Annotated in this window: 8 protein-coding genes; 7 read left to right on the top strand and 1 reads right to left on the bottom strand. The window is 71.5% G+C overall.

Translation table 11 applies throughout. The features are described 5' to 3' along the window. The 7 genes from ACKOQ4_RS08170 to ACKOQ4_RS08140 all read left to right on the top strand — a co-directional run. Window positions 1-3,036, top strand: a 3,036-nt coding sequence (locus tag ACKOQ4_RS08170; protein ID WP_526290650.1) for an SDR family NAD(P)-dependent oxidoreductase, incomplete at its 5' end; no start/stop codon positions are given. After that, window positions 3,033-8,420: a type I polyketide synthase gene (locus tag ACKOQ4_RS08165; RefSeq protein WP_526290648.1), complete on the top strand. Its 5,388-nt coding sequence runs from the start codon at window positions 3,033-3,035 to the stop codon at window positions 8,418-8,420. The genes ACKOQ4_RS08170 and ACKOQ4_RS08165, both read left to right, overlap by 4 nt. After that, a complete protein-coding gene (locus ACKOQ4_RS08160; protein WP_526290646.1) occupies window positions 8,417-12,817 on the top strand; it encodes a type I polyketide synthase in 4,401 nt (1,466 codons plus the stop codon). The genes ACKOQ4_RS08165 and ACKOQ4_RS08160 overlap by 4 nt, the downstream gene beginning before the upstream one ends. Before the next feature lie 10 nt (window positions 12,818-12,827). After that, window positions 12,828-13,817, top strand: a complete 990-nt coding sequence (locus ACKOQ4_RS08155; protein ID WP_526290644.1) for an efflux ABC transporter ATPase subunit, DrrA-related — start codon at window positions 12,828-12,830, stop codon at window positions 13,815-13,817. Continuing rightward, the gene (locus tag ACKOQ4_RS08150) at window positions 13,814-14,626 is read left to right on the top strand and encodes an ABC transporter permease (RefSeq protein ID WP_526290642.1); all 813 of its coding nucleotides are present in this window, start codon (window positions 13,814-13,816) and stop codon (window positions 14,624-14,626) included. The genes ACKOQ4_RS08155 and ACKOQ4_RS08150 overlap by 4 nt, the downstream gene beginning before the upstream one ends. Next, complete coding sequence (locus ACKOQ4_RS08145) at window positions 14,623-15,387, top strand: ABC transporter permease (protein WP_526290640.1); 765 nt, start codon at window positions 14,623-14,625, stop codon at window positions 15,385-15,387. Before ACKOQ4_RS08150 ends, ACKOQ4_RS08145 begins: the two co-directional genes overlap by 4 nt. Before the next feature lie 19 nt (window positions 15,388-15,406). After that, window positions 15,407-16,651 carry a phthiocerol/phthiodiolone dimycocerosyl transferase family protein gene (locus ACKOQ4_RS08140; protein ID WP_526290638.1) on the top strand — a complete coding sequence of 415 codons (1,245 nt, stop codon included), beginning with the start codon at window positions 15,407-15,409 and terminating at the stop codon, window positions 16,649-16,651. Between the two features lie 19 nt (window positions 16,652-16,670). On the opposite strand, the gene ACKOQ4_RS08135 is transcribed toward ACKOQ4_RS08140, so the two are convergent. Continuing rightward, entirely contained in the window at window positions 16,671-17,501 is an 831-nt protein-coding gene (locus ACKOQ4_RS08135; protein WP_526290636.1) for a class I SAM-dependent methyltransferase, read from the bottom strand. Window positions 17,502-17,564: the final 63 nt, after the last annotated feature.

Below are 17,564 nucleotides of genomic sequence, written 5' to 3'. Positions count from 1 at the left end.
GCCGACCTTCGGGCCGAGCTGGCCGGTCTGGATCCCCGGCCGCCGGCCATCCCGGTGTTCGTCACGACCGGCGACTCGGGGAGCGACTCGAGCGTGGGTGCCTTCGACGCCGATCACTGGGTGGCCAACCTGCGCAACCCGGTCAAATTCACCCAGGCGGTGGCCGCCGCCGGCGCCGGGCACGGCGTCTTCGTCGAAGTCAGCCCGCACCCGTTGCTCGGCTACGCCATCGACCAGAGTCTCGAGGGCGTCCACCACCACACCCTGGGAACGCTGGCGCGCGACACCAACGACACCTTCACCTTCCGGGCCAACCTCAACGCCACCCACACCGCCGCGCCGCCGGACACGCCGCACCCGCCGGAGCCCCGCGCCGTCCTGCCGGCCACACCGTGGCACCACACCCGGCACTGGCTGGCGGTCGCCGAAGCCCCGGAGACGTTGCAGCGCAGCATGTCCGGCGGCCCCAACGGAGCGGAGTGGTTCCACGCTCTGGACTGGCCGGTCCGCGAGATACCCGCCGCTCCCGCCGCGGGGCGCTGGCTGGTGCTGTCCGAGCCCGGGCCGGGCGAGGAACTCGCGGCGCTGCTGGGGCCGGGCTCGGTGGCGATGGACGCCACGGTGCTCGACGACGGCGGTGACGAGGCCGCCTTGCGGGCGGCGCTGAGTGGGGCACGCTATGTGCTGTACGCGCCGCCGGGCGGCCCACGGGTCGACGCCGCGACGGGCCACCGCCTGTTCGATTCCGCGCGCCGGCTGCTGACGGTGCTGGCCGGGATGGCCGAGGCGCCCAGGCTCGTGCTGCTGACCCGCAACGCCCAGCCGGTCGAGGACGGCGACCGCGCCGACCCGGCGCAGGCCGTGCTGTGGGGCATGGGACGGACCATCCGGCTCGAGCACCCCGAGCTGTGGGCCGGGCTGGTGGATGTCGACGAATCGGCCCCGGCCGAACTGGTCGCCCGAATCCTGGCCGCCGAGGCGGCCGACAGCGGCCGCGACGACCAGGCCGTCTACCGCCGCGGCCAGCGGCACGTCCCGCGGCTGGAACGGCGGGACGCCCCCGCGGTGGCGCTCACCAGACTCGAACCAGGCACCAGCCACCTGGTGATCGGGGCCACCGGCAACGTCGGCCCCTATCTGGTTCGCCAGCTCGCCGAGATGGGTGCGGCGACCATCGTGGCCGTATCGCGCAGCGGCGGAACGCTTCCCGAACTCGAGGCCGAACTGAAGGCCGCCGGCACCACCCTGGTCGCCGTCGCCGCCGACGCCGCCGACCCGGCCGCCATGGCGGCGCTGTTCGCCCGCTTCGGCGACGACCTGCCGCCGCTGGAGGGCATCTACCTCGCCGCGCTGGCCGGCACCGAGGTGCTGCTGACCGAGATGACCGACTCCGACGTCACCACCATGTTCCGGCCGAAACTCGACGCCGCCGAGGTGCTGCACCGGCTGACGCTGACCAGACCGGTGCGCCGGTTCGTGCTGTTCTCCTCGATCACCGGGATCCTCGGGTCGCGGTGGCTCGGGCATTACACGGCGGCCAACGCCTTCCTGGACGCCCTGGCGTATGCCCGCCGGGCCCTCGGCCTGGCCGCGACGGTCGTGGACTGGGGCCTGTGGAAGTCCTGGGCGGACGCCCGGCCCTCGACGAAGTCGGCCGGCCTCACGCCGATGCCCAACGAGACCGCCATCCGGATGATGCCCGCGGTGCTCAGCCCCGACGCGGGCATCCGGTCGGTGGTGGCCGGCGCCGACTGGCCCGGGCTGGCCGAGGCCTACCAGATGCGAGCCCCGCTGCCGGTCGTCGACCACCTGCTGCCCGGTGGTGACTCCGCCGGGATCGACGGCATGCCCGCGCCCGCGTTCGGCAGCCTGCTTGGCGAGCCGGTCGAGGGCGCCCGGGTGCCCACCTGGAGGGCGGCACTGCGGCCCGCCGACAAGCCCTATCCCGGCCGGCACCGGGTGCGCGGGGTGGAGGTGGTTCCGGTTTCGGTGCTGCTGCAGACACTGTCGGCGGCGGCCGGCGGAGCGATTCTCGGCGATGTGCGGTTCGAGTACCCGGTGGTGGCCGAGCAGCCGCGGGTGATCCAGGTTCTGCTCGAGGACGAGTCGGTAACCGTCTACTCCAGCGCCGGGCCGGACACCCCCGCCGATCGCTGGACCCGGCACTGCGGCGCCCGGATCGTGCCGGTTCTGCCCGAGCCGGCCCCGGCCCGCGAGGACACCCCGGAGATCGCCTGGGACCCCGCGGCCATCGGCGAGCTGCAGGCCAAGTCCGGAGTCGACGGCCAGCCCTTCCCATGGACCCTGGACGGATTCGAGCCCGTGCCGGGCGGCCTGCGAGCGGCGGTCACCGTGCCGGACGCCTCCGCGCCGGCCCTGCTGGACGCCGCGGTGCACGTCGCGCGCCTGCTGGACGGGTCGGAGTCGCTGATGCTGCCCGCCGCCCTGGAGGCACTGGCGGCCGGGTCCGCGGCAGGGGAGGTCCTCGTCGAGGTGCGCCGGCGCGTCGGCCCCGGGGAGGACCTGGTGGCCGACGCGCGAGTGCTTGCGCAGGACGGTCGCACCTGTCTCGACGTGCGCGGACTCCGGTACGCTCTCGTGGACTCGGCCCCGGCGCTGGCCGATGCCGGCCCGTCCTCCGTGCCGGTCGATGTGCCGGCCTGGTCGACGATGACCGCCGATCAGATCCTCGGCGAGCTTCGGGTCAGGCTTCGGGCGATCCTGGCCCGCGAACTGGGTATGCCGGAGAACGCGGTGGACTACGACAGGCCGTTCCCGGAACTTGGACTGGACTCGATGATGGCGATGACCTTGCTGCGCGACGCCAAGCAGTTGGTGCAGCGGGAGCTGTCGTCGACGATGCTGTGGAACCACCCGACCGTCGGATCTTTCGCCGAGCACGTCGCGGGCCTGTTGACCCCGGCCGCCGAGGCGCCTGCCGAGTCCTCCTTCGCCGCGGAGGCCGCGGAGGACTCGGTGAGCGTGCTGGACGCCCTGTTCGACAGCATCGAGAGCAGCGAGGGCGGCAGCCGATGAAGACGACCTTCGACCGCATCTCGGCGATGACGGCCGAGCAGCGCTCGGCGCTGTCCGAACAGTTCGAGAAGGCCTCGCGGATCAGCGGCGCCGAACCGATCGCGGTCGTCGGTATCGGCTGCCGGTTCCCCGGCGGGGTCACCGGCCCGGAGGCCTACTGGGAGTTCCTGGAGAACGGCACCGACGCCATCACCGTGACACCGTCGGACCGCTGGGACGCCGAGGCGCTGTATGACCCCGACCCGATGGCGCCGGGACGGATGCCCACCAAGTGGGGCGCCTACCTGCCGGATATCGCCGGTTTCGACGCCGACTTCTTCGGCATCTCCCCGCGCGAGGCGGTCGCCATGGATCCCCAGCAGCGGCTGGCCCTCGAGGTGGCCTGGGAGGCGCTGGAGAACGCCGGACTGCGCCCCGAGCAGCTCGGCGAGACCCGGGCGGCGGTGATGCTGGGCGTCTACTACACCGAGTACCAGAGCATCGCGGCCGGCAACCCGGACACTATCGACGCCTACTCGGCAACCGGCAACGCCCACAGCGTCACCGTCGGCCGGATCGCCTACCTGCTCGGGCTGCGCGGCCCGGCTGTCGCGGTGGACACGGCGTGCTCGTCGTCGCTGGTTTCGGTGCACTTGGCCTGCCAGAGCCTGCGGATGAGGGAGAGCGACCTGGCCCTGGCCGGCGGGGTGAACCTGAGCCTGCGCCCGGAAACCCAACTGGCGCTGGGTAAATGGGGAATGCTCTCGCCGCGGGGCAAGTGCAACTCCTTCGACTCCGGTGCCGACGGCTTCGTCCGCGGCGAGGGCGCCGGCATGGTGGTGCTCAAGCGGCTCACCGACGCGGTGCGCGACGGCGACCGGGTGCTGGCGGTGGTGCGCGGGTCTGCGGTCAACCAGGACGGCCGGTCCAACGGCCTGACCGCGCCGAACGCGCCGGCACAGCGCGACGTGATGGTCCGGGCCCTGCGCGCGGCCGACGTCACCGCGAACTCGGTGAATTTCGTCGAGACCCACGGCACCGGGACCCCGCTGGGCGATCCGATCGAATTCGACGCTCTGGCAGAGGTTTACGGCCGCGGCGAGGCGCCGTGCGCGCTCGGTGCGGTCAAGACCAACTTCGGCCATCTGGAAGCCGCGGCCGGTGTCGCCGGACTGATCAAGGCCGTCCTGGCACTGCGGCACTCCCGTATCCCGCCGAACCTCAACTTCGAGAAGTGGAACCCGGCGATCGACCCGTCGGCCACCCGGTTGTTCGTCCCGGTCGCCTCGCAGCCGTGGCCGCAGCAGGACGGGCCGCGGCGGGCGGCGGTGTCGTCGTTCGGGATGGGCGGCACCAACGCCCACGTGGTGCTCGAACAGGGCCCCACCCCGCACCCGCAGCAGGCCGGCACTCCGTCGGTGACCACCCTGGTGATCTCCGGCAAGACCCCGCAGCGGGTAGCCGCGGCCGCCGGCACCCTGGCGGACTGGCTGGCCGGCCCCGGAGCGGGCGTGGCGCTCGGTGATGTCGCCGCCACCCTCAACCACCGCAGCCGGTTCGGCACCGTCGCCACCGTGTCGGCTCGCAACCCCGACGAAGCCGTCACCGGCCTGCGCGCGCTGGCCGCCGGCCAGCCCGCCCCCGGGGTGGTGGCCGCCCACCAGTCCGCGGCCGGCCCGGGCGTCGTGTTCGTCTACTCCGGCCAGGGCGCGCAGTGGGCCGGCATGAGCCGTCAGCTGCTGGCCGACGAGCCGGCTTTCGCCGCCGCGATCGACGCGCTCGAGCCGGCCTTCGCCGACAAGGCCGGGTTCTCGCTTCGCGGCGTGCTGGAGGCGGGGGAGCCTGTCACCGGCATCGAGCGGATCCAACCGGTGCTGGTCGGCATCCAGCTGGCCCTGACCGAACTGTGGCGCTCCTACGGGGTGCAGCCGGATGCGGTGATCGGCCATTCGATGGGGGAGGTGACCGCCGCGGTGGTGGCCGGCGCGCTGACCCCGGCCGAGGGGCTCGACGTGATCGCCACCCGTTCGCGGCTGATGTCGCGGCTGTCCGGGCAGGGTGCGATGGCCCTGCTGGAACTCGACGCGGGCGCGGCCGAGCGGCTGACCGCCGACTACCCGGATGTCTCGGTGGCGGTGTACGCCTCGCCGACCCAGTCGGTGATCGCCGGCCCGCCCGAGAAGGTCGACGAGCTGATCGAGAAGGTCGCCGCCCAGGGCCTGCTGGCCCGCCGCGTCGAGGTGGACGTCGCCTCCCACCACGGGACAGTCGATCCCATCCTGTCCGAGCTCCGCGACGCGCTGAGTCACCTCGCGCCCGCCGGGCCGACGATTCCGGTACTCAATACCGCCGAATATCCCGATGGCACAACGATGTTCGGCGCCGATTACTGGGTGGCCAACCTGCGCAACCCGGTCCGGTTCAGCCGGGCCGTGCAGCAGGCGGCCGCCGACAACGCAACCTTCATCGAGATCAGCCCGCACCCGCTGCTGACCCACGCAATCAGCGAGACCGCCGCCGAGGCCCGGGTGGCGGGCACGGTGTACCGCGATCAGCCCGAGACGCTGACCTTCCACACCCAGCTGGCCCTGGTGCGCCCACCGGTCGCGGCCGCACCGGTGGGGCAGCGCGACGTGCTGGTCGACCTGCCGCCGACGCCGTGGCTGCACACCGACTACTGGATGCAGACCGTGCTGACCGGTCTGGAGTTCACCGGGGCGCATCCGCTGCTGGGCATGCACGTCGAACTGCCGGCCGGCGGCGCCCACGTATGGCAGTCCGACGTCGGCACCGTGGCGAACCCGTGGCTGGAGGACCACAAGGTGCACGGCCAGCCGGTGATGCCCGGCGCGGGTTTCGCCGAGATCGCCCTGGCCGCCGGCTGCGAGGCGCTGGGCCTGGAACCCGCCGAGGTCGAGGTGAGCCGCCTCGAGGTCGAGAAGATGCTGCCGCTGGACGGCCAGACCCGGCTGACCACCCAACTGGTTCCCGAGGAGGACGGCACCGCCCGGGTGGAGATCCACTCCCGGGGCGCCGGTGGGCAGTGGAGCAGGCACGCCGTCGCGCGGGTGTCGCGGGTGGCCGCCGACGCACAGCCGCCGGCCGCGCCGACTCCCGCACCGGGCGGGGAGGGCGACACCGTGGTGGCGCCCGGCGACTTCTACACCGGGCTGCGGCGCACCGGCGCCTTCCACGGCCGCGCGTTCGCCGGGCTGGCCCGGATCGTGCGCACCGCCGCCGGTCCGACCGACACCGAGATCGTCATGCCCGACGAGGCGCCCGCCTACCGCGGTGCGGTGCTTCACCCGGTGATGCTCGACTCGGCGCTGCAGGGGCTGGCCGCCGCGATGCCCGCCGAAATCCTTTCCGACTCCACCGATGTCACCTATCTGCCGGTGGCGATGGAGTCGATCCGGGTGTTCGGCCCGATCGGCCGGCGTGCCCGCTGCCGTGCGGAGCTGGTCAGCATCGCCGAGGGCGGTGGCGACGCGGTGGGCCGGGTGACCCTCACCGACGAGGCGGGCACCCCGCTGGCGCAGGTCAGCGGCGTGTACCTGCGACGTATCCAGCGCCGCACCGTTCCGCTGCCGTTGTCCCGCAAGCTTTTCGGCACCGTCTGGGAGCCCACGCCGGTGCCGGCCGGTGGTGACCCGACCGGCAGCTGGCTGGTGCTGACCGACGGCGCCGAGGGCGCGGCCGCCGCCGAGGAATTCATCTCCGGGTTCGGATCGCCGACCCGCCGGGTCTTCACCGCCGACCTGCACGACGAGTCGGCGATCCAGGTGGCCTTCGCCGAGGTCGCCGACGACCCCGCCCTGCCGCCCGCCGGTGTGATCGCCTTCCTCGGGAACCGGCCCTTCGACGCCGGCGACACCGAAGCGCTGACGCACACCCGCGACGTGCTCTGGTCGGTCACCGCTGCGGTGCGGGCCGTCACCACCGGCTGGCACGGCCGTTCCCCGCGGCTGTGGCTGGTCAGTCACGGCGGTCTGGTGGTTGCCGACGGCGAGTCCGGCAAACCCGGGATCGGGGCGCTGCGGGGCGCGGTCCGGACGCTGGCCTACGAACACCCGGGTCTGCAAGCCACCCTGGTCGACCTCGACGCCGGGGACACGGCATCGCTCGCCCTGGAGGTGGCCTCGCCGGGCCCGGACGACATCGTGGCGTGGCGGGACGGTCACCGGTTCGTCGAACGGCTGTCCCGCGCCGAGTTGCCCGAGCAGTCCCGCATCCCGGTGGTCAGGCCCGACGGCGCCTACATCGTCACCGGCGGCCTGGGCGGTATCGGACTGGCCGTGGCCCGCTGGCTGGCCCACAGCGGAGCCGCCCGGTTGGTGCTCAACGGGCGCAGTGCCCCCTCCCAGGCCGCCGAGGCCGCGCTGGCAGAACTGCGCGAGCGCACCGAGGTCGTCGTCGAACTCGGCGACCTCGCCGAGCCCGGGGTGGCCGAACGGCTGGTCGCAGCCGCCGAGCAGACCGGCCGGCCGTTGCGGGGCGTGATCCACTCCGCCGCCGTCCTCGACGACCAGCTGGTGGCCGGACTGACCCGGGAGAGCCTCGACGCGATCTGGGCGCCCAAGGCCACCGGCGCGTTGCGGCTGCACCAGGCGCTGAACGAGAAGGGAGCCGAACGGCAGCTGGACTGGTGGGCCGGCTTCTCGTCGATGGCCGCCCTGCTCGGCTCGCCGGGCCAGCTCGCCTACGGCTGCGCCAACGCCTGGCTGGACGCCCTGGCCCAGTGGCGCCGCGCCAACGGGCTGCCGGCGACGGCGATCAACTGGGGCCAGTGGGCCGACATCGGCCTGGCCAGCACACTGAGCTTCAGCGTGCTCGACCCGATGTCCCCCGAGGAGGGCCTGGAGGCCCTCGAGGGTGTGCTGGCCGGGAACTTCACCAAGGTCGGGGTGGCCCGGCTGCGGCTGGACCGCGCCGTCGAGGTTTTCCCGGAGATCCGCGAGCTCGGCTACTTCGCCGGGATGGCCGGCGAGGTCGACATCGAGATGGCCGACGACGACTGGGCCGGCCCGGACGCGCTGCGCGGCCTCGACGCCGAGGAGGTGGAGCGGATCGTGACCGCCCGGCTGCGCCGGCGGATCTCCGCGGTGATGGGGTTCTCCGCGGAGAGCGCCATCGAGACCGACCAACCGCTGACCGAGCTGGGAATGGACTCGCTGATGGCGGTGCGGATGCGCAACACCGTGCGGGCCGATTTTGGCGTCGAGCCGCCGGTGGCGCTTATCCTGCAAGGCGCCACCATGGCCGACCTGGCCGTCGACCTGATCCGCCAGCTCGGCTTGGCCGAGGACACCGCCGAACGCCCCAGCGCCGTTGCCGATCGCGCACAACAACGTGCCGCCGCCCGCCAACAGGCTGCGGCACGCCGAAAGGTTAGACAGCGACCGTGACTTCAAGCGACTACCCGCCCAACGCGATCGCGATCGTCGGGATGGCCGGCCGGTTTCCCGGCGCGTCCTCGGTATCGGAGTTCTGGCGCAACCTGCGCGGCGGCGTGGAGTCGATCGTCGACTTGAGCGAGGACGACCTGATCGCCGAGGGGGTGGGGGAGAAGGCCCTGGCCAACCGCTCCTACGTCCGGCGCGCAGCGCTGATGTCGGGCATCGAGGACTTCGACGCCGGCTTCTTCGGATTCACCCCGCAGGCAGCCCGCATGCTCGACCCGCAGCACCGGCTGTTCCTGCAGTCCGCCTGGCACGCGCTGGAGGACGCCGGCTACGACCCGGCCGGAATCGACGCCACGGTCGGGGTGTTCGGAACCTCCTCTGCCAGTGGCTATCTGCTGCACAACCTGATGTCGCACTACGACCACTCGATGGTCTTCGGGCAGGGCGCCAGCTTCGACATGGTGAGCCTGTCGCTCAACAGCGACAAGGACCACCTGGCCACCCGGGTGGCCCACCAGCTCAACCTGCGCGGCCCGGCGATGGCGGTGCAGACGGCGTGCTCGTCGTCCCTTGTGGCCGTGCACCTGGCCTGCCAGAGCATCCTCAACGGCGAATGCGAGATGGCACTCGCCGGCGGTTCGTCCATCCGGATCCCGCACCGCGTCGGCTACTGGTACGAACCCGGGTCGATGGTGTCGCCGACCGGGCACTGCCGACCCTTCGACATCCGTTCGGACGGAACGATCTTCGGCAGCGGCGTGGGTGTGGTGGTGCTGAAGCCACTGCAGGACGCCATCGACGACGGCGACCGGATCCACGCGGTGATCCGCGGATCGGCGCTCAACAACGACGGCGCGACCAAGATGAACTACGCGGCGCCCACCGCGGCCGGTCAGGCCGAGGTGATCGCCGAGGCACACGCGGTCGCCGAAGTCGACGCCGCCACGGTCAGCTACATCGAGTCGCACGGAACCGGCACCCCGCTGGGCGACCCCATCGAGATCGAGGGGCTGCGGCAGGCCTTCGCGATCTCGGCCGAGGACCGGCCCGGCCCCTGCTATGTCGGATCGGTCAAGTCCAATATCGGCCACCTGGAGACCGCAGCCGGGATGGCCGGGCTGATCAAGACCATCCTGTGCCTCAAGCATCGGGCGATCCCGGCGACGCTGCACTACACCAGCCCCAATCCCGAACTGCACCTCGACCGCGGGCCGTTCGCCATCCGCGGCGAGGACGGCCCGTGGGAATGGGACGGTCCGCTGCGGGCCGGTGTCAGCTCCTTCGGCGTCGGCGGCACCAACGCCCACGTGGTTCTCGAGGAGGCGCCGGCCGTCGACACGGCCGACGCCGCACCGGGGCCGCAGGTGCTGCTGTTGTCGGCCCGCACTGCCGAGGCGCTGTCCGGCGCGCGGACCGCACTGGCGGCCGAACTGTCCGACGCCGACGAATTGAGCCTGTCCGATGTCGCCTACACCCTGACCCGCCGTCGCCGCGAGCCCATCCGGCTGGCCGCGGTGGTCGACGACCAGGAGGACGCGGCGAACGTGCTGGCCGCCGTGGAGACCGACGACGTGTTCATCGGCCAGGCCCCGGACGTCAAGTCCACCGACCGGGTGGTGTTCGTGTTCCCCGGTCAGGGCGCCCAGTACATCGGCATGGCGCGGGGGCTGCACGAGTGCGAGCCGGTGTTCCGCGAGCACTTCGACGCCTGCGCGGCTGCCTTCGGTGCCGAGATGGACTTCGACCTGCACGCCGAGGTTTTCGAAGGGGCCGGCCGCAACCTCGAGCGCACCGACCGTGCCCAGCCCGCACTGTTCACGGTGGAGTACGCGCTGGCCAAGCTGGCTGAGTCCTACGGGGTCCGGCCGTCGGCACTGGCCGGCCACAGCATCGGCGAGTGGGTGGCCGGAACCCTGGCCGGGGTGTTCGATCTGCCGACCGCGGTCAAGGCGGTGTCGATGCGGGCTCGCCTGATGCACGCCTCGCCCCGCGGCGTGATGGTGGCGGTGGCGCTCGGGCCGGACGCCGTCGCAGCGCATCTCGGCGGGGAGGTCGATCTGGCGGCCGTCAACGATCCCGGCAGCTGCGTGGTGGCCGGCTCCGAAGAGGCGATCCGCGACTTCCAGGCCCGGCTGGCCGAGAGCGGGATCGTCGCCCGCCGGGTGCGCACCGCCCACGCCTTCCACTCCCGTCTGATGAACCCGGTGATCCCCGAGTTCACCGCATTCCTGTCCCGTCTGGAGTTGCACGCGCCGCGGATTCCGTTGCTGTCCAACGTGACCGGAAACTGGATGACCGACAGCGAGGCGACCGACCCTTCGACGTGGGCCCGGCAGATCCGTGAAACGGTCCGGTTCTCCGACGAACTGGGCGTGCTGCTCGCCGACCCGGACCGGGTGGTCGTGGAAGTGGGCCCGAGCGGCAGCCTGACCGCCTCGGCGATGCGGCATCCCGGTTGGGGATCCGGTCACCGCGCGGTCCGGCTCATGCGCCACCAGGCTCAGAACCGCGGCGACCACGACACGTTCCTGCTCGCGCTCGGCCAGCTCTGGGCATCCGGTATCGACGTGGACTGGACCCCGCGCCTGGGCGGGCGCCGCGCGCTGGTGTCGGTGCCCGGCTATCCCTTTGAGCGGCAACGGCATTGGGTCGAGTACAACCCGGCGAGCCGGGGGACCGGTGGCGGAGCCTCGGGTCCCCCGGAGGCCGGCGGCGCCGCAGCGGGCCCGGCCCTCACCGGCACGTCGCAGATGGAGGCCACTCTGGCGCGCATCTGGTCGCAGTGCCTCGGCATCGCCTCGATCGACCGCAACACCAACTTCTTCGAAGTGGGCGGGGACTCGCTGGTCGCCATCAGCGTCGCCATGACGGCCGGCAAGGAGGGCCTGGACCTCACCCCGCAGGACCTCTACGAGAACCAGACGGTGGCCGGGCTGGCCAAGGCGATCAACGCCCGCTACGCCGAGGGCAGCCTGGCCCGCCGCTCGCCCGCCGACCCCGCCAACCCGCCCGTCGCCCCCAACGTCTCCTACTTCCTGGAGCACGGCCTGCGCGACCTCGGCAGCTGGCGGGTCCCGCTGGTTCTGCAGCTGCGCTCCGACGTCGGCGTCGATGACGTGCGCGCCGTGCTGACCGCGGTGACCAACCACCACGACGCGCTGCGGCTGCGGCTGGTCGACCACGGCACCTGGGACCAGCACCTCGCCGAGCCCGGGGAGTTCGGCGAGCTGGTCACCGCGGAGCTGCCGGCTGGGCTCGCACCGGGCAGCGCGCAGGAGCGCGAAGCGCTGATGGCCGTGCTCGCCGAGCAGACGGGCGATCACCACCTGCTGGGCGCGCCGCTGACCGCCACGCACGTCACCTCCGGCGAGCACGCCTACCTGGTGCTGAGCCTGCATGGCATCGCCGGTGACAACGTCTCGCGCGACATCCTGCTCACCGACGTCTTCACCGCCTTCGCCCAGCAACTGGCCGGCGAGCCGATCACGCTGGAGGCGGTCACCACGTCATGGGGGGACTGGCTGCACCGCTGCGCCGGGCTGGCCATGCACCCGGCCGTGCAGGACAGCCGCGACTACTGGCTGGAGACTTCCCGCAAGGCCACCCTCAACGTGGCCGGGCCGGCAGCGGAACCGCCCGGCGCGGGCGACCTGGTCCGGCTGCCCTCGACGCTGGGCATCGGGGAGACCGGCGAGATCGACGACGCCCGAAGGCAACTCGGGGTTCCGCTGGACGACATGCTGCTTGCCGCGCTGGCCCGGGCGGTCGGCAGCACGGTGGGCGACGGCTTGCTGGCCATCGAACTCGGCGGCCAGGGCCGCTCGGTGCTGCGGCCCGATGTCGACGTGCGCCGCACGGTCGGCTGGTTCACCACCATCTATCCGGTGGTGATCCCGTGCGCGTCGCAGCCCGGCGTCAACGCCCGCGAACTGATCGAGGATGTCGCGGCGACGCTGAAAGCGGTGCCGCACCACGGAATCGGCTGCGGGCTGCTGCGCTATGTCTACGCGCCGACAGCGCGACTGCTCGGCGAGGGCCGCCCCGCCGACATCTTCTTCTCGCACCTGGGAACCATTCCCGACCTCCCGGCCGGCAACGACGACGACATGCCGGTCCGGTTCGACTCCGACACCGCCCTGCCGGTCCGCGAGACGGTGCCCGGACTCGGCCACGCCATCGAGCTGAGGGTGTACCGCCACGCCGGGGAACTGCACGTGGACTGGTGGTTCGACACCCGCCGTCTCGGGCACGCCGACGCCGAGTCGCTGTCCCGGCACTTCAACGCCGCGCTGCTCGAACTGACCCGTGAGGCGCTCGCCGAGGCCGCCTTGGATTTGGCAGGGGAGTCCGCGGACGACGAATTGGCGCTGGTGGACCTGTCGTCGATTGATAGCGCATAGGAGACGCAGGATGACCGGCACGGACAAAGCGGTGATCGTCGAGGACCTCAAGAAGAGTTTCGGGTCCGTGACGGCCCTGCGCGGAATCAGCTTCGAGGTCGGCCGCGGCGAGGTGCTCGGACTGCTCGGCCCCAACGGGGCGGGCAAGACCACCACCGTCGACATCCTCTCGACACTGTCCACCCCGGACTCCGGCCGTGCGGTGGTCGCCGGACACGACGTGCGCACCGACCCGGGTGCGGTGCGGCGTTCGATCATGCTCACCGGTCAGCAAGTGGCTCTCGACGACATGCTCACCGGCCGGCAGAACCTGGTCATGTTCGGCCGCCTGCAGGGGCTGAGGAAGGCCGACGCCAAGACCCGCGCGGCCGAACTGCTGGACCGATTCGACCTCGCCGACGCCGCCGACCGCAGCGTCAAGCACTACTCCGGCGGCATGCGCCGGCGCATCGACATCGCCTGCGGCCTGGTGGTGCGCCCCGAGGTGGTGTTCCTCGACGAGCCGACCACCGGCCTGGACCCGCGCAGCCGGCTGAGCATCTGGGAACTGGTGTCGGACTTCAAGTCCGAGGGGATCACCACCCTGCTGACCACCCAGTACCTGGAGGAGGCCGACTCGCTGAGCGACCGGATCATCGTGATCGACCGCGGCACCATCATCGCCGAGGGGACCGCCGACGAACTCAAGGAGCGCATCGGGGGAACCTACTGCGAGATCGTCCCGCAGGACATGACCGATGTTCCGGCGGTGGCCGCCGCGCTGGGCGGCCTGCTGCCCGAGGAGAACCGCGCCGCGCTGAACGACGCCTCCGACCGTGTCTCGATGCCGGCCCCGGACGGTGCCAACACCCTGATCGCGGCGCTGAACGTGGTCACCACCGCCGGTATCGAGCTGCAGGACATCGCGCTGCGGCGGCCGTCGCTGGACGAGGTGTTCCTGCGGCTGACCGGTCACCAGGCCGACGCCGTCGAGGCGATGGAAGCGGACGCCCTGGCATGACCGCGGGCGCAATCCCGGCGTCGGCGCGGCCGATGCCGTCCACCATCCAGCAATGGTGGACCCTGACCACCCGGATGATCATCCCGACGCTGATCAACGGCGAACTGGCCACCCAGATCATCGGCTCCATCGTCTTCACCATCGGCTTCTACCTGCCGCTGAAGAACATCCTGGGCGCGGTGCAGCCGATGAGCAGCTACGCGCAGTACCTCACCCCGCTGATCGTGTTGCAGGCCATCTTCTTCGCCGCGGTGTCAGCGGCGTTCCGCTCGGCGATGGACTCCATCCAGGGCATCGACCGCCGGTTCCGGGCCATGCCGATGCCCAGGCTGACCCCGCTCGGCTCACGGATGACGGCCAGCATGTACCGGTGCGTGGTGGCACTGGTGGTCTCGCTGACGTGCGGCCACATCATCGGCTTCCGGTTCCACGGAACCTTCTGGCACACAGCCGGATTCATCGGCCTCACGTTGCTGGTCGGCGCGGCGCTGGCACTCATGGGCGACCTGATCGGTGCAGCCACCCGCAACCCCGAGGCCACCGCGCCGCTGCTGCTGGTGCCGCAGGTGACCCTCGGGCTCGCGTCGGTCGGCCTGCAGCCGGCCGATCGCTTCCCGACGTGGATCCAGCCGTTCGTCCGCGACCAGCCGCTGTCGCAGTGGCTCAACGGACTGCGCGCGCTGGCCGGCGACTCGACGCCGGCCGCCCCGCCGGTCAGCTGGTCGGTGATCGGGCCCGGGCTGGCCTGGATCGCCGCGAACATCGTGGTGTTCACCTGGCTGCACGCGCGGGTGGCGAGGCGACCGTGAGCCTGATCAGCGAGACCTCGCTTCTCACCGCACGGATCCTGCGGCGGTGGAGCGGCGACACCGCCACCGTGGCCCAGTCGCTGATGTTCCCGGCCTTCTTCCTGGTGGCGCTGGACATCCTGCTGGGCGACGGCGTCAAACGGGTGACGGGCCAGAGCGCGCTCTACGGCAGCGTGCCGCTGGTGTCGCTGATCGGCGCGACCTCGGGGGCGATCATCGTCGCGGTCGGCGTGATGCGCGAGCGCGACGACGGCCTGCTGTCCCGGTTCTGGGTGGTGCCCTCGCACCGCGCTTCGGGGCTGCTCTCGCGCCTGATCGCCGAGGGGGTGCGCATCGTCGTCATCACCTCCGCGGTGCTGTCGGTCGGTCTGCTGCTGGGTTTCCGCTTCAAGCAGGGTTTCGGGCCGGCCCTCGCCTGGCTGTTCATGCCGGCGGTCTTCGGCGTCGCGTTCTCGGCGGTGGTGATGACCATCGCGCTCTACGCCTCCAACGCGCTGGTGCCGCAGGCGACCGAGGTCATCGCGGCAATCATGTTCTTCTTCAGCACCGGGTTCGTGCCGCTCGATCAGTTCCCGCGCTGGCTTCAGCCCTTCGTCGAGCACCAGCCATGCAGCTACGTCGTCGAGGCCATGCGCGGGCTGTCGATGGGCGGGCCCGTGCTCAAACCGGTGCTGGGAACACTGTTATGGTCCGCGGGAGTGGCCGCCGTCGTCGCCGTCCCGCTTGCGGTCGGGTACCGGAGGGCCAGCAGACGTGACTGATCGGCAGGGGTTGTAGGGCGTGTTTGCCTCAGCGGGAATTCGCAAACTGGCGCGCAGCGAGGAGATGTTCGCCGAGACCCAGAACTTCGTCGGCCTGGCCGCCCACATCGAGGGAACCCTCGACATCGACGCCCTGCAGGACGCCTTCGACCTGCTGCTGCAGGCCCATCCGGTGCTCAACGGGCATCTGGAGAAGGCCCCGGACGGGCGCTGGGAGATCGTCCTCGACGAACTGATGCACCCCGGCCTCGAGGTGATCGAACTGCACGGTCCCGACCAGACGGCACCGGCACCGCTGTTCGACCAGACCGCCGCCTTCGTCCAGCTGCGGGTGATCGTGCGGGACGGGCGGGCCCAGCCCACGTTCTACATCCACCACAGCCTGGCCGACGGCCACCACCAGTTCAGCCTGATCGAGGAACTGTTCCTGTTCTACACCGACCTGGTGACCACCGGCACGGCCCGGCCGGTCACCGTGCACCCGGTGCCGGACTCGCTGGAGAAGGTGCTCGCCGACCGGGGTGTGGGCAAGCGGGAGCGCTCCGGGCTGGAGCGGTTCCTGCCCGCGCTGTTCAAATACGAACTTCCGCCGTCGCGCCGGGCCGCATCCGAGACCAACCCGGCTGTGCCACAACTGATTCCGATGGTCTCATGCACCCTCGGCATCGCGGAGAGCGAGAAGATCATCGACTTCTGCCGGGCCAACAAGCTCGGGCTGAACAGCCTGCTGTCGGCGGTCATCCTGACCGCGGAGTGGCAGGTCCGCGAAACCCCCAACATCCCGGTGCCCTACGTCTACCCGGTGGACCTGCGCTATGTGCTCTCGCCGCCGGTGTCGGCCACCGAGAGCACCAACCCGGTCGGTATCGCCACCTATCTCGCCCAGATCCGCAAGGACACCGACGTCGCGGACCTGGCCCGCGACATCAACGAGACGTTCAAGAACGACATCGCCGACGGCGTGATCCAGCAGTCCTTCCTGCACTTCAGCCCGCAGTACGCCGGCAACGCGCCGGGCCTGCCCGACGTGGTGATGTTCACCGACAACGGCATCGTCCCGGCCATCCCGACACCGCCCGGCCTGGAGGTGACCGGCAGCCACGGCGAGCTGTACTTCGCCGTCGGCGCCGGCATCGAGATCTACACCGCCAAGATCTTCGGCGGGCACCTGGAGATCGAGTACCACTCGCAGGGCCCGGACCCGCGGCAGCGGATCGCCGCCATCGAGGCGCTGCTGCGTCAGGTTGCGGCCAGGCAGGCCTGAGGCGGCCGGCCACCCGGCCTCAGCCGCGCGGGCCGAACTCGTAGACGTGGTACTGCAGCGCCTTGCGCAGCGCGGGCGCGAGCCGGGCAGCCCGCTTCACCCCGCGGTAGCGGGCCGGGACCCTGCTGAAGGTGCTGGCGTCGAAGAAGTTGGCCGACTCCCGCAGCCGCAGTCCCGGCACCCGGGCCAGAACCTCGCGCGGGGAATTGACCGCCCAGTGCAGCGTCGAGCCGGAGTTGCGCACCAGCGTCTGGGTCTTCTGCGACTTGATCGCCAGCCAGTTGAAGAAGTCGATCTGCACCTCGCCGGATCCGAAGTGCCCGACCACCCGGCGCAGCAGCGCGATGCCCTCGTCCTCGGTCAGATACATGCTGATGCCCTCGGCCAGGAACAGCACCGGCTCGTCGGCCGGTATCCGGTCGACCCAGGACGGGTCGGTCGCCGAGGTGGCCGTCAGATGGTAGTCGGGCCGCCCCGGATACACCTTCTCGCGCAGGGCGATCACCTCCGGGAAGTCGACGTCGTACCACTCGACTCCCGGACCGGGGTCGATCCGGAACACCCGGGCGTCCAGGCCGCATCCCAGGTGCACCACCGTGCTGCGCGGGTGGCGGGCCAGGAAGCGGCGCGCCCAGATGTCGTACTGCGCGGTGCGGACCGTGCACAGCGGCGCCCAGCCGGCGCCCATTTCCAGTGCGCTCCAGTCGAAGTCGATGCGCGCGACCGCGTCCCCGGCGAACCTGTCGCCCAGGACGGGACGTTTCAGGCGGGCGTCGAGGGCCTTCAGGTACAGCGTCGAGAGCATCGTCTTGGCCGGACCCGTCAGGTTCACGGCAACTCTGTCGCTCACCCGTGTGAGAGTATGCGTAGTCGTTTGCCGGTGCGAAATCCGCCCGCGGCCGGCCCGTGAGAG

The organism is Mycobacterium sp. (genome assembly GCF_046095365.1).
In the GTDB taxonomy this organism is placed as follows: Bacteria; Actinomycetota; Actinomycetes; order Mycobacteriales; family Mycobacteriaceae; genus Mycobacterium.
This window is presented reverse-complemented; position numbering and strand designations above follow the sequence as displayed.